Source organism: Nostoc flagelliforme FACHB-838 (assembly GCF_014698065.1).
GTDB classification, from domain to species: Bacteria; Cyanobacteriota; Cyanobacteriia; order Cyanobacteriales; family Nostocaceae; genus Nostoc; species Nostoc flagelliforme_B.
The window spans coordinates 17,748-31,061 of the sequence record NZ_JACJSI010000034.1; the positions used below are offsets into that span (position 1 = coordinate 17,748).

Genomic DNA, 13,314 nt, shown 5'->3' on the forward strand with positions numbered 1-13,314 from the left:
GACAACGCGGTAATCGCCGCTCATAGGTGACTCAGAAGCCAGAAACCAGCTATAGTTTTGTTTCAAGAAGAATATACATTTAAGATATCCCTGAGTTTGATTTACTTTCCTCACTTCCCCTCCAAAAAGCGCCTTAATTCCCTGACACAGCACTACACAGTGTGTCTTTAATCCACCTCGCTGTTTATACTCTCAGTGATATGCTAGATAACCTAAGACTGAGGGGATGATCCGCACCTTTTCGGCTTTGAATCAGAATCACTTCATTTTGCTGAATTTTACTCACAAGCCAATTTTGTTTAACGATTTTGAATAGGTTCAATAGACACCAAACCGATGTTGTGTAAAAGTCTAGCTCAATTTGGATTGGCACGGTTAGTCATCTGTGGAGAGCATCCGCTTGTAGAGAGTGGGAGGATGGCCAAGCCATAACAGCACGGGAAAATGTCAAATCAGAAGTTTTAGGCTCCTTCCTTTATCATTATGGCGCAAGCAAAATGTTTTTGAGGGAATAATATTAGCATATTTTTGTCCCCCTATAGTTTTATTTTTTTAGTACAACTTAACAAAAAACCCTAGGACACGCTTGATATCGACAGACCGAATAATTCACAGGCATTTTGAGTGGTTTGATGAGCGATCACCTCTAACGTTTCCTGACGCAGTTTAGCTACTTGCTCGGCTACATAAAGTACGTAGGCAGGCTCGTTACGTCTCTCACCCCGTTTAGGAACTGGAGCAAGAAATGGACAGTCTGTTTCAATCAGTAGGCGATCGCTACTTACCATCGCCGCTGAGGATTGGATCGCTTTGGCATTTTTGAACGTTACCGTTCCGCTAAAGCTGATGTAGAAGCCTAAATCGAGAAACCATTGAGTTTCTTCTGGCGTTCCTCCCCAGCAATGCATGACACCTCGCACTCTTTCACCTTTGAGTTTCCGCCATTTTTGCAACACTTCTCTGGTTGCCACAGCAGCATCACGGCAGTGGATAATCACTGGTAAGTTGAGTTCAGATGCGATCGCCAACTGTGACTCGAACACCATGTATTGTTGTTCGTAGTTATCAGCTTTGTAAAAATCCAGTCCCATCTCCCCAATTGCTACCACATTCGAGTCAGAACTCGCTAAAGTTTTGATTTTCTCGCCTGTGTCACTATTCCATTTTTCAGCATCTAAAGGATGTAATCCTACAGCAAAGCTGATTTCGGGAAACTCTTGGGCTATAGATTGAATACTGGAAAACTCCTCTGGGTGAACACAGGAATGTACTAAACGCACTACACCTGCTTTTTGCCACCGCGATCGCACTGTTGCTAAATCCGGTTGGAAACTATCAAAGTTAAGATGTACGTGCGTGTCTATCAGTTGCATCTTTTGTCCTACCCTGCGGGAAGCGCTTCGGGTTTAGCAGTCGGTCTTGGGGGTTTCCCCCAAGACCGCGCTGCTTCACCGCTGGTGCGTCTATGTTGTTTGTCCTTCGTCATTTGTCGTTTGTGTGATCAATACCAATAACTAATGACTAAGGACAAATGACTACTCAACCGCTGTTTGTGCCAGAGGTTTTAGTCTGTGAGCTAATTTTGACTTTTTCCTTGCCCCATTGTTGGGGTGAAGGACACCCCGTTTGATCGCCTTATCGATTTTGCCGTAAGCCTCAGATAACCGATCCTGCACTTCTTGGTTTAATTCTGGGGTAGGATTAGCTGTATAGGCAGCTACAGCATTAAAGTATTTCTTCATCAGCGTCTTGACTGCTGATTTATAAGCTTTGTTACGCAGTCGGTTACGTTCTGCGATTCCGGCACGCTTGAGAGCAGACTTTGTATTCGCCACAGTCAATTCCAAAAATACTATTAATTATGTACACACACTACTAGACTTACTAATATAGCATCCAAATTGCTAATGTTATAATTTCCTAAAAAAATTCTGGGATTCAGTATGGCGCCATTGGTGAATAATTAATAGTTATGCTTGTCCAGTACCCAACTCAGTCTGTTGTCAATTTAGGAAATGCGTTAGAATGAGATACATCTAGATAAAACTGTTACCCTAAATCACCACAACCTTATTAAGCAATGTGATTGCTAATAATAAATAATAATCTGGCCGCAAAACAGATGTATTGTCAAAGGCAAGCGACTGTAAAAAGCTAAATTTCAGGTATCTCCAAGTATAGAACCGATATATCGTAATCTGCACAAATATGCAAACACACCACCAGCACCCCGCAAGAAGTGAGGCAAAGGGTATAAGGGTAGCAGGAAATGGCACACCTGCTTTCTGCCACTAGCCTGCCGAGGCTTGTTGGAGTAAACAATTAAGTTACCTTCGCAAGCAAACTATATGCTGGTAGCCTTGAGAGTATCAAAAAAATCCAGGTTAAGCTAGAGAAGAGAATTAGAGTCAGCTTACATACCCCAGTGGGTCAAGAGCAATACTAAATCTCAGGTGGCAATAAATATTATTATTTTGGCATTGTCCTTACTCCATGCTGCGAATCATTACTCAGCAGGCAGACGTTAGAGCAGAACTACAACGGATCTGCGAGCGCACCCATGATGAACAGGTGCTTCACAAAGAAGCAACGGTACGGGAAGTTTTGCAAGCAGTGAAGCGCCAAGGCGACAAAGCTGTATTGCATTACACAGCTGAATTTGACAAACAAACCCTGAAAGCAGAAGAACTCCGAGTTACAGGTTCGGAACTGGATGCAGCCTATCAACAGGTATCGAAGGAGTTGTTAGCCGCAATTCGGCTAGCTTGCCGCCAAATTGAAGTGTTTCATCGTCAGCGAGTACCGAAAAGCTGGGTACACTTTGGCGATGATGAAGTAGTACTGGGCAAACGCTACACCCCCGTAGACCGAGCCGGGTTATATGTCCCTGGTGGTCGTGCCGCCTACCCCAGTACAGTGCTGATGAATGCAATTCCAGCTCATGTTGCTGCTGTACCCCATGTGGTGATGGTGACACCACCAGGGCCAGGGGGTGTAATTAATCCAGCAGTCTTGGTGGCTGCCCAAGAAGCAGGGGTACAAGAAATTTATCGCATTGGGGGCGCACAAGCGATCGCTGCTTTAGCTTATGGCACGGATACGATTCCAAAAGTGAATGTAATTACTGGGCCTGGTAACATTTATGTCACCCTAGCGAAAAAACTTGTCTACGGCATCGTTGGTATTGATTCTTTAGCAGGCCCCAGCGAAGTGCTGATAATTGCCGATGAAACCGCAAATCCAGTGCATGTAGCTGCTGACTTGCTGGCCCAAGCCGAACACGATCCAATGGCGGCAGCAATTTTGCTGACGACAGATGCTGCTTTGGCGAAAAACGTGCAGTTAGCTTTGGAAAGACAGTTAGTGGATCATCCACGGCGAATAGACACAGAAAAAGCGATCGCTCACTACGGCTTGATTATCCTTGTGGAATCGCTCCAAGCAGCAGCAGAACTCTCAAATGAATTTGCCCCCGAACATCTGGAATTAGAAATCAAAGACCCTTGGGCGCTCCTCCCACAAATTCGTCACGCTGGGGCAATCTTTTTGGGTTACTCAACACCAGAAGCTGTAGGAGACTATTTGGCAGGTCCTAACCATACCTTGCCAACTTCTGGGGCTGCCCGCTATGCTTCGGCACTGGGGGTTGAAACTTTCCTCAAACACTCTAGTATTATTCAATACTCCCAAACTGCACTGCAAAATGTAGCTGGTGCCATTGATGTGCTAGCAACAGCAGAAGGTTTACCTTCTCATGCTGATTCAGTACGACGCCGAATTCAGCAAGAAGAGTGATTTGGAATGCTTAATTTTTTCTTATAACTAAAAGTTGGGATAGCGATACCGACGGTGAGCTACGCTAAAGTACGCCAGTTGCTATCCTGCCTTCAGCTGCCTTTTAAGCGTCTACAAGTCGGGCATTGCCAACAGTAGTTTCTGGGGCAGGTGTTTACTGTGCCACAAACTCGTGGAAAGCCTCTCTAGACGAGTTGCCACAATTCACTAGCATGAAGGTAATGTGATGATCTATCGCCCAGCCTTAAATATATGGACTAATTGGTAAATAAAAAATTGCTTTAGTGTTGCTACCGACGAATTTTGCTAGATACTTATGTAAAGGGTCTACTCTTTAGGAGACGAGAGTGATGCTAAATAGTGTTTTGGTAGCTCTGGATGGTTCGGAAATTTCAGAACGAGTAATTCAAGCTTTAGATAATTTGGCGTTGTCAAAAGATTCCAAGGTTATTTTTTGTCATGTATTTCCCACGCCAGAGTCAGAGAGCGAACTACCCGCTGATCTTCCTCAGCCAGAGTCCCCAACATTTTCTTATTTTCAGATTGAAAAACAGCTGCAATCCTATCAGGAAAAGTTATCACTTTCAAGTGAGTTAGAACTAGTAACTGGTGATCCTGCTGAAGAGATTATTCGCCTTGCCAATATTTATAAAACTGACTTGATTATAATTGGCAGTCGTGGATTGATGGGGATGAAGCGAATTGTTCAGGGTTCTGTTAGCAGTCAAGTTGTAGAAGAGGCTAATTGTTCAGTATTAGTCGTCAAACCGAGGTAAAAATTTGCAAGAGGAAACAATGACTGCATTCAGTGTCAAATTTTTCCAAAGTTAAAATTAATTAAACAAGTTTTAACAGCCGACAATTAAATAAAAATTTTGTGATTCTGTTTTCTCTGCGTCTCTGTGATTAGCTAAATTACTTTTAAACCGCAGAGGCGCAGAGAGAAAAAAGAGATTCTTCGAGTCATCTTAAAAGAGCTAGTTTTAGAGACAAGGAAAATCCCCCTTCTGCGTTCATTCGATTTAACGTTTTTGAGTTGCCAGAAACTGACGCAAGCTCAACAAACTCAGCGTTTGGCCCAAATTCAAGGGCAAAATTGAAACTCCTTCCAAGCGGGATTGTACCCAACCTTCTCCCCAATACCATTCGTGGAACCCGTCAATTCCTCCGCTAAGTACCAAGCGGAGACAGTTGGATTTGACAACATCTACTTGATGATGAATTGGGACTGGCCCCGTCCAGGTTGTAAACTGGAATCCGGCAAGCAGTTCTTCTGGCATTCCTGGCGCAAAGCGTTGCCCTAAAAGCCATTTTTCTAGTTGTACCGGATGCAGCAGACTGTCACGAATTGCATTTGTTGATGCTTCGATTTCGATCCGCAGTTGGCTTTGTTGAAAATTACCCAGCATTTTTCTAGGATTACCTAAAGGTGAGACAAGTTCAGGACTTGCACTAAAAAAACATCCCATCGTAGGGGTGCAAGGCATTGAACCCCTACAAATCTACAAATAATTTGGGATAATTTATTTTTTGCAACTCCCTTATCTTTAATATGGCAAATAGAATCACTCATAATTAGGGTGTCACTTTTCTACCAGCAGAGAACTTAGAATAGAAAAAGTGAACTTGTTAAGAAATGTAAGGTTATTCATGGCGGATCAGTTAATTCGTGCAACAGCAGCCGAAGGTGGAATTCGTGCCGTAGGTGTGATCACCACACGTTTAACAGAAGAAGCACGAGGGCGTCACAAGCTTTCCTATGTGGCAACGGCAGCACTGGGTCGGACTATGGCAGCTGGCTTGTTAATGGCTTCTAGTATGAAGCGAACTGGGTCAAGGGTCAATGTCCGGGTGAAGGGTGATGGGCCTTTGGGTGGCATATTGGTAGATGCAGGCTTAGATGGTACGGTACGCGGGTATGTGGCAAATCCATCGGTGGAATTGCCTCCCAATGCCAAAGGTAAGCTAGATGTTGGTGGGGCAGTTGGTAGCGGCTACCTTTACGTTGTGCGGGATATCGGTTATGGTTATCCTTACTCTAGTACCGTTGAACTAGTTTCTGGGGAAATTGGCGATGATGTGGCTCATTATTTGGTGAATTCCGAACAAACACCTTCCGCTTTAGTTTTAGGTGTGTTCGTGGGAGCAGATGGAGTAACTGCGGCAGGAGGATTACTAATACAAGTATTACCTAAAGCTGCCAGGGACGAAGCTTTAGTAGAAACGTTGGAATCACGGGTTGCCGGCCTAGCAGGATTTACGCCATTGTTGCAAGCCGGGAAGAATTTAACTGAAATCTTTAGCGACCTGTTGGGAGACATGGGACTGGAAATCTTTCCCGAACGGCAAATACTGCGCTTTCACTGTGGTTGTTCTTTTGATCGCGTTCTGGGGGCACTGAAGATTTTGGGGGAAGCGGAACTGGAAGATATGATTGTTAAAGATGATGGGGCAGAAGCAATTTGCGAATTTTGCGGCAATGTTTACCACGCAAGTAGCGGTCAGTTAGCTCAACTAATTGCCGATTTGCAAGCTGAATCTACTGTTTCAGAATAAAGTATAAAATAGCACTGATTTTTGAGATTGTTAATGATACTCTGTGGAGAGAGATAATCAAAAAGTAGCTTTTTAATCATGAGAAAGTTACTATGTCAACAATGGAATTATCAACCTAAAACATAGCGCTATTCAATTATTTTGGTGTGAGAGATGACAGAGCGGGATATTCCAGACAGTTGGTCTTCAGCCAGTGGAAGAGAGCCAGATCAAAACAAAAGATTATCCCGAACAGAACAATTCGGTGAAACTCAGCCATTTGATGTCCCAGCTACTGGTTCTACCTCCAAGTCAGTGAAGCGGCGAAAAAAAAACCATACGAAAGGATTACCTATAAATAGTAATTCAAAAGAAACTGCACAACTCAGTAGTACTGTTGGGAAATGGCCACGCTGGATGAAAAGCTGGACATTATGGCTAGTACTACTAATGTTGATTCCTGGCAGTGTAGGATTCTTAGCAATGGCAATGCTGCTAAAGTTGCCATCTGCTCCTAATTGCCCCTCAATTTTCTGGCCCCTAGCTAGTGCTTCCGTGCGGTTACACTGCGCTCAGTTAGCGGCTTCTAAGCAGACAGTTAACGACCTATTGCAAGCGATCGCTCTGGTGAAGCAACTACCACAAAATCACCCGTTGCATGGAGAAATTGATCGTTTCATTGAGGAATGGTCGCGGGATATTTTGAAGCTAGCCGATCAAAGTTTCCAAACAGGGAATTTAGAGGAAGCGATCGCTACTGCTCGTAAGATACCCGAAGATGTAGCAGCTTATAAATTAGTTGATGAACAAGTTGACAAATGGCAGTCAATTTGGTCAAAGGCAGAAGCGACATACAACGGTGCGATCGCAGAAGTAAAGGAACGGCGCTGGCAATCGGCCTTCATGTTATCCGCCAAAATGTTGCGCGTAAACAATCAATACTGGGCGGGTATTAAATACGACCAATTGAATCGTCTAATTGCCACAGCGCGGGAAGATGGCGATAAGTTAGGAAAAGCCGAAAGTTTAGCAAACACCAAAGTAGTCGATAAATTACTAGAAGCGATCAAATTAGCCGAGTCCATTGGATCAGAAAGTTACATTTACCAAAAAGCTCAAGAAGCGATTCCCGCATTTGGACGCAAAATGCTGGAATTGGCACAGGCAAAACTAGACAAGCAGGATGCCGATGAAGCGCTAAATATTGCTAGGCAAATTCCCGAAAGTACGAAACTACAGGGCGAAACCGATGACTTTATCGCTATAGCTGATGCCAAAAGGAGTGCTTGGATCGGTAACGTTTCTGGTTTAGAGGCAGCGATCGCTCAAGCACAACAAATTGATCCTTCTAGACCTGTGTATAACGAAGCGCAACAACTAATTGCTCGTTGGCAGTTGGAAATTGAAGATGTTGCCAATCTAGAAAAAGCAAGAATATTGGCTAGCCAGGGGACAGTCCCTAATTTAACAGCAGCGATCGCCCAGGTGCAGCTTATCCCTGCTAGTAACCCCCGCGCCACAGAAGCTAGGCAAGAAATAGGTCGCTGGCAGGCCCAAGTGGAGACAATTGAAGACCAGCCTTACTTAGAACGCGCCGAACAGATAGCAATATTCGAGGATATTAACTCCTTGCAAGCTGCGATCGCTCAGGCTAGCGAAATTCGTAGAGGTCGTGCCTTATATCCAGAAGCACGGAAAAAAATTCGTATTTGGGTAGCAAAGATTCAACGAATTCAAGACCAACCTTACTTGGATCAAGCACAAGAACTAGCTCAAAGTGGAAATCTCGCTGCTGCCATTAACGCAGCTCAACAAATTGCCTCTTCGGGAAGGGCGCTGTCACAAGAAGCACAAGCTGCAATAAATGACTGGGAAGGTCAAATTCGCACTAGAGAAAACTGGAGGAAGGCCCAGGAAGTGGGGGCGGCTGGCACACCAGAAGCATTGGTTGAAGCAATACGATTGGCGGATCGGGTTTCAAACAATAGCATTTTACGTATGGATGCGAATCTGGCTATTGACCAATGGAGTCAGCAACTGTTAGAAATAGCACGCTTTCAAGGTCAGTCTGATATTGCTAGAGGAATTGACATTGCCAAATCGATTCCACGCGGTAGTGCTGCTTACAGTGCAGCGCAAGAGCAAATTAAGGCTTGGCAGGATTTTCTGAATCCTAAACCTGAACCCGAACCTCAGCCTCAGCTTGAATCTCAACCATTTCCTCCATCAACTACTCCTAATGGGCAGTAATATCTTTATTAATGTTTGATTCAGCATTTTTAAAGGGCATATTAGGGTGCAAGGATAAAATTTCTTCAATGTGTCTTAATTTCCAACATTTTTCAAGTAGGGCGCACATCTGTGCGCCCCTATAATACTTTATTCGCCCATCCCTTCTCCCCATTCTTTAATTACAGAAAATAGTGATGAGTAATCATCATCAGCAAATGACATTTTCACGGCTGTTTGCAAAATTTGCCGTACACCTTTAATACTGCTGAGATCCAAACTCCGAGATTTCGCTTCCGAGATAAACAATTCTGTATCTTTAAGTAAGTGTTTTGTAGGGAAATTTGGATCAACATAATTGCCATCCAACATCCGTTGTAGCTTTTTGTCAAAGGTAGGCGCATAGAGTGGACTGTCACGCAATATTTGCATAAACACATCCACATCGACACCTTGACGCTGGATAAAAGCCAGACTCAGGGCAAAGCTAGTTGTTAGAGAAGCTATTAGTTGATTGAGTGCCAATTTGAGCGCCGCCGCAGATCCCACTGGCCCAATAAGTAAAGGTTCTATACCAAAATTTTGGAGTAACTTTAAATGGCGTTGATATTGTTCTGGCTCGGCTCCTACCATAACATTCAACTTGCCAGCTTTTGCTTCCGGGATACTCCCTAAAACGGGTGCTTCTAAATACTCACCACCACCTGCAACAACTGCATCTCTAATTTCTTGGCTTTCTGTGGGAGTAATTGTTCCCATTTGGATGATTGTGCGCCCTTCCAAAGTTTGCCAAGCAGTATCTGAAAGCAAGACATTATAAATGGCCGGAGCATTAGTTAGCATAAGAATTATGCACTCAGCAGCACGAATGGCGTGGCGGGGATGTGTAGCAATTTCAGCCCCAGCTGCTTGTAGTGGTGCTAATTTTTCTGGGGTACGATTATAGGCAACTAGCTGTATATCTGCGGCTAATAACCTTTGAGCCATTGGTAGTCCCATCAGTCCGGTTCCCAGAAATGCCACCTTCATTTTTCACGTTCCTTTGGTACAGCGTAGGCGTAGCCTTTTGTAGACATCGCGTTTCCATCGTTTGATTTTAATATCAGTTATCAGTGAACAGTTATCTCTAAATACTGATAACTGTTCACTGACTAGTACAGGTCAGCGGAAATAAACCTACCATTTCATTACAGCCAGAAAGCCCAAAATTAAATTATGCGTGACTTTTGACTTCCGCCTGGCGGTACTAGTGACTAACGTCTCTGGCGATTAGCCACCAGCCGCAAAAGTCACCATAATTATCACTGAAAGTAAAATCCCTGGAGTAAGTAAGGTTACTAGCATTAAAAGGTCATGAGTGGACATAATTATTACTTTGGTATTGTGTTTAACTTTACAGTAATCACTGTTATGCTAGTCTAAATAAGACTGATAGTGCATTCTTAAATAGAGTTTTAACTTTTCAAATTGACGTTTACTCTGGCACGGTCAATCCTTTTAGTGGTTGAGAAGTTTCTGTCTTGTCTAAACCTTTGCTCTGAATTAAGACTCCAAAGCCGCCGAGTCCTGTGGGATCTATAAGTTGGTGTAGTGCGTCCCGGCGCTGTAATAACTGCGAGAGGGGTTGCTTTTGATAAGAAAGGGCTGCAATACGATCGCCTAACCCCAACGCCATCAAAAATAATCCCTGCTGGATAAAACCAATATTCTTTAAATTGTACTTCTCACCCCAAATTTCCAAAGCCGTAAAGTCAACATGGGCAGTGATATCTTGTCGCCCAATATTAATATAGGGGTTGTCATGGAAACGATGGTGATAATAGCACTGTAACGTTCCCTGCGATCGCCTGGGATTATAGTAACGACTGGCGGGGTGGCCATAATCAATTGTTAACACATAGCCGCGCTGCAAGCGGTCTGCTACTATACTCAACCAGTCTAGAGCAGCTAAATTAATTTCACTGCGGTAATCATCTGGATATGCATTTTGGGTAAAATCGATTCCTACCAAGTCTAAATATTCCCTCAGTTGGGGCGTTGAAAGTTCCCCTGTGACTTCTACAAATGATGGGCATTGGGCATTGGTTTCTTTCTTATTCTTATCTGTGGTTACATAAATTTCTCGTAGTTCACCCGTTTCTAGGATGAATTGATGCACGGGGAAAGCATCAACTAACTCATTAGAAAAAAAGCAGCCTACGATCGCATTTGGTGGTATCTCCTCTAAATTGCACCAATGCACGGGTAAATCTTGTAAGCGTTGCTGCTGTTCTTGTCTTAAAGTTGGCGACTTTTCAACAATGATATACTCCAGCGCCGCAAAAAAATCTGGGTAGTTTAGCTGATGATATTTGAGGATATGCAACGCTAGCAATCCTTGACCTGCTCCCATTTCTACTAGAGAAAATGGTACAGGTTTTCCTAGAATCTCCCACATTTGCAAAAATTGTTCTGCTAGTAACTCGCCAAAATCAGAACAGAGGTTAGGAGAGGTGAAAAAATCACTATCTTTAAAACCTATTTTGACTGCATCGCTGGAATAGTAGCCGTATTCAGGGTGGTATAAGGCCAGATCCATGAATTGGGCGAAAGTAATTCGCTGCTGTGAAGAGGTGGTAATGTGGTTGGCGATCGCTGCACACAATGCTGGATTTGAATCCATAAAATTTCAGATTTTAGATTGGGAACTACAAAAAACAAATGCTTACCAACGACGGGTTGTCTCCAATCGTTAACGTAAAGGTAAGAACCGGACTTGTCCCTCCCATTCTCCTTCTAAGCTACATTCATCTAGCAACAAAATTTCCTCGATCGCTAAACCAACTGAAACACGACGACTGATCTCAAATAACCCAGGCATTGCCAAGCCTGCTTGCAATCGTTCATAGGCAAAAGTTGTCATCGTCGCTACATCATGAGTTAGCACCACACGCCTGTTTTGCGCTGCCCATTCTAATACAGTTGGATCGTCTGCTTCAGTCAATCCAACATCCTGAACACGGATGATATCAACATTACTGTTACGACGCAAAACACCACGAATAATCTGATTGTTAAAGTTCTCGTCAGCCAAAAAACGCAGCATCGTAATTTACCCTTGTGGGTTGCGTCTTGCTAAAAGGCGATCGCGCACTCCAATGGGGTTAAAACGCTTTTCAGCTTCCTGTTGAATCTCCGTGGCGAGTCTTTGACGCTCTAGAAGGTAGGTATCAACCTCACCTTGGTGTTGTAAGTAATAACCAATCACCAAATAGATATCCCAAAGATGAAGCGATGGGTACTGTTCTCTGATCTCTTCTGCTGTAGCCCCTTCAAGAAAAGCTGTAACCACTGTATCTAAAGTGATGCGGGTTTTGCTAATCCTAACAACGCCATTTGCATCAGTTACAAGGGGAATGGGGGTAACAGTAGGAATAAGTAGCATTTTAATATCTAGGCAGTGCTGTTTTCCTATGGCCAGTATAAGCCGAATTTAGAAGCAGCCATCTAGATCAAGACATCTGCTAAAAGGCAATTTGCTACTTAAGCACTCACCAACGACACTAGCACACCATTGGGATCGCGAACACGAGCAATCATTTGTCCCCCAGGCTGACTTTTAGGAGCATCTAGGGTTTTTGCACCTGCCCCGATCGCTCTCATGTAAGCGCTGCCAACATCAGGAGTAATAAATGATATTTGGATTAATGCCGGTGGTTGTGTAACGTCGTTGTGATGGCAGCCACCAGGAAATAACTTCTGTGCTTCGCTACTAGAAGAGAAAGCTAGTGTGGTATTTCCGGTTTCGATTTCCGCCCAGAGAGATTGTCCCTTATCCACGAGAGTGCGACGTACTAGACCAAAAGCTTTTTCGTAAAACTCAACGGTTTTAACTACATCGTCTACCCAAATAACCGTGTAAGCAAATTTCACAGTTTTTTTTCCTTAACTAGAAAAATCAGTGCTGGCGAGGATTTCTGCTACTTTACTGTAGGCGATTTGAATACACCGTGACTTAACTCTCCAGAATGTTAGGATCTGTTGCTAGAGTTTGTGCCCCTGTTTGCATCATTTCTATATCTGATGGCAACCAATAATGCGGCCCTTGACAGTGATGTGCTACTAGCAATCCCCATAATCCTTTAGGTGTGACAATTGGTACAACCAAGTTGGCACGAACCTGCAAATTGCGAAGAAAATCTCGATGACAAGGCTGGATTGGCTCTAATTCAATATCAGCGATCGCTCTTACGCGTCCTGCTAAGTATAAAGCAGCATACTCGTTGTTAAAACAATCATCTGGGCCAGTGGAACCAAGTATTGAAAACTCTTGAGAACTCAAAGATTCAAAAGTCACCTGTCCTTGCCACTGACTGTAAAAATAATACAACACCACCCGATCAACCTGAAGCGATTCTCTGAGTTGATTGGTTGTTTGCCGAACTAACTCATCGCGCTGCATTGTTTTAACGAGGCGATCGAGCAAATTTTGTAAACCCTGTTCAGGGCGATCGCGGCTATGGTGAAATTCGGAGTGAGGATGAATTTGCACGGTTCTAAAATTACGACTAAGTAAATGCTGCCAGATTTATATAGTAATTTATTAGACTTTGTTTAAATATATTCTTGTATTTATAGCAGCAATTCAATTTTAACAGAACATAATACTAGTCAACTTCTTCAGTGAATTTTAAAATAATATTAAGAAATCTTTTTTGTTTAATTTGTACCCGAGAACATTCAAAATTATAAATTTAAAGTTAAGAATTTTGGAAC

General features: G+C 43.4%; 13 protein-coding genes. 4 read left to right on the forward strand and 9 right to left on the reverse strand.

The window, feature by feature from the left end; all coding sequences use genetic code 11:
- Positions 1 to 575 precede the first annotated feature (575 nt).
- Entirely contained in the window at positions 576 to 1,373 is a 798-nt protein-coding gene (locus H6G97_RS17875) for a TatD family hydrolase (RefSeq protein ID WP_190942073.1), read from the reverse strand.
- A gap of 162 nt (positions 1,374 to 1,535) precedes the next feature.
- The gene (gene rpsT / locus H6G97_RS17880) at positions 1,536 to 1,835 is read right to left on the reverse strand and encodes a 30S ribosomal protein S20 (protein WP_190942074.1); all 300 of its coding nucleotides are present in this window, start codon (positions 1,833 to 1,835) and stop codon (positions 1,536 to 1,538) included.
- A gap of 658 nt (positions 1,836 to 2,493) precedes the next feature.
- Here rpsT and hisD point away from each other — a divergent pair.
- Complete coding sequence (gene hisD, locus H6G97_RS17885; protein ID WP_190942075.1) at positions 2,494 to 3,795, forward strand: histidinol dehydrogenase; 1,302 nt, start codon at positions 2,494 to 2,496, stop codon at positions 3,793 to 3,795.
- Positions 3,796 to 4,145: 350 nt separating this feature from the next.
- Positions 4,146 to 4,571, forward strand: coding sequence for a universal stress protein (locus tag H6G97_RS17890; RefSeq protein ID WP_190942076.1), 426 nt, complete (start codon positions 4,146 to 4,148; stop codon positions 4,569 to 4,571).
- Positions 4,572 to 4,817: 246 nt separating this feature from the next.
- On the opposite strand, the gene H6G97_RS17895 is transcribed toward H6G97_RS17890, so the two are convergent.
- The gene (locus H6G97_RS17895) at positions 4,818 to 5,204 is read right to left on the reverse strand and encodes a hypothetical protein (protein WP_190942113.1); all 387 of its coding nucleotides are present in this window, start codon (positions 5,202 to 5,204) and stop codon (positions 4,818 to 4,820) included.
- A 241-nt stretch (positions 5,205 to 5,445) separates the two neighbouring features.
- Here H6G97_RS17895 and hslO point away from each other — a divergent pair, with 241 nt between their 5' ends.
- Both hslO and H6G97_RS17905 read left to right on the forward strand, forming a co-directional pair.
- Positions 5,446 to 6,351, forward strand: coding sequence for an Hsp33 family molecular chaperone HslO (hslO, locus tag H6G97_RS17900; protein WP_190942077.1), 906 nt, complete (start codon positions 5,446 to 5,448; stop codon positions 6,349 to 6,351).
- Between the two features lie 153 nt (positions 6,352 to 6,504).
- Entirely contained in the window at positions 6,505 to 8,580 is a 2,076-nt protein-coding gene (locus H6G97_RS17905; protein WP_190942078.1) for a type 2 periplasmic-binding domain-containing protein, read from the forward strand.
- A 129-nt stretch (positions 8,581 to 8,709) separates the two neighbouring features.
- On the opposite strand, the gene H6G97_RS17910 is transcribed toward H6G97_RS17905, so the two are convergent.
- From H6G97_RS17910 to H6G97_RS17935, 6 genes are all read right to left on the reverse strand, one after another.
- Entirely contained in the window at positions 8,710 to 9,588 is an 879-nt protein-coding gene (locus tag H6G97_RS17910; RefSeq protein WP_190942079.1) for an NAD(P)-dependent oxidoreductase, read from the reverse strand.
- A gap of 445 nt (positions 9,589 to 10,033) precedes the next feature.
- Positions 10,034 to 11,221, reverse strand: a complete 1,188-nt coding sequence (locus tag H6G97_RS17915) for a class I SAM-dependent methyltransferase (protein ID WP_190942080.1) — start codon at positions 11,219 to 11,221, stop codon at positions 10,034 to 10,036.
- A gap of 69 nt (positions 11,222 to 11,290) precedes the next feature.
- The gene (locus H6G97_RS17920; RefSeq protein ID WP_190942081.1) at positions 11,291 to 11,644 is read right to left on the reverse strand and encodes a DUF5615 family PIN-like protein; all 354 of its coding nucleotides are present in this window, start codon (positions 11,642 to 11,644) and stop codon (positions 11,291 to 11,293) included.
- Between the two features lie 6 nt (positions 11,645 to 11,650).
- Positions 11,651 to 11,983, reverse strand: coding sequence for a DUF433 domain-containing protein (locus H6G97_RS17925; protein ID WP_190942082.1), 333 nt, complete (start codon positions 11,981 to 11,983; stop codon positions 11,651 to 11,653).
- Positions 11,984 to 12,081: 98 nt separating this feature from the next.
- Positions 12,082 to 12,471, reverse strand: a complete 390-nt coding sequence (locus H6G97_RS17930; RefSeq protein WP_190942083.1) for a VOC family protein — start codon at positions 12,469 to 12,471, stop codon at positions 12,082 to 12,084.
- Between the two features lie 82 nt (positions 12,472 to 12,553).
- Complete coding sequence (locus H6G97_RS17935) at positions 12,554 to 13,090, reverse strand: GAF domain-containing protein (RefSeq protein WP_190942084.1); 537 nt, start codon at positions 13,088 to 13,090, stop codon at positions 12,554 to 12,556.
- Positions 13,091 to 13,314: the final 224 nt, after the last annotated feature.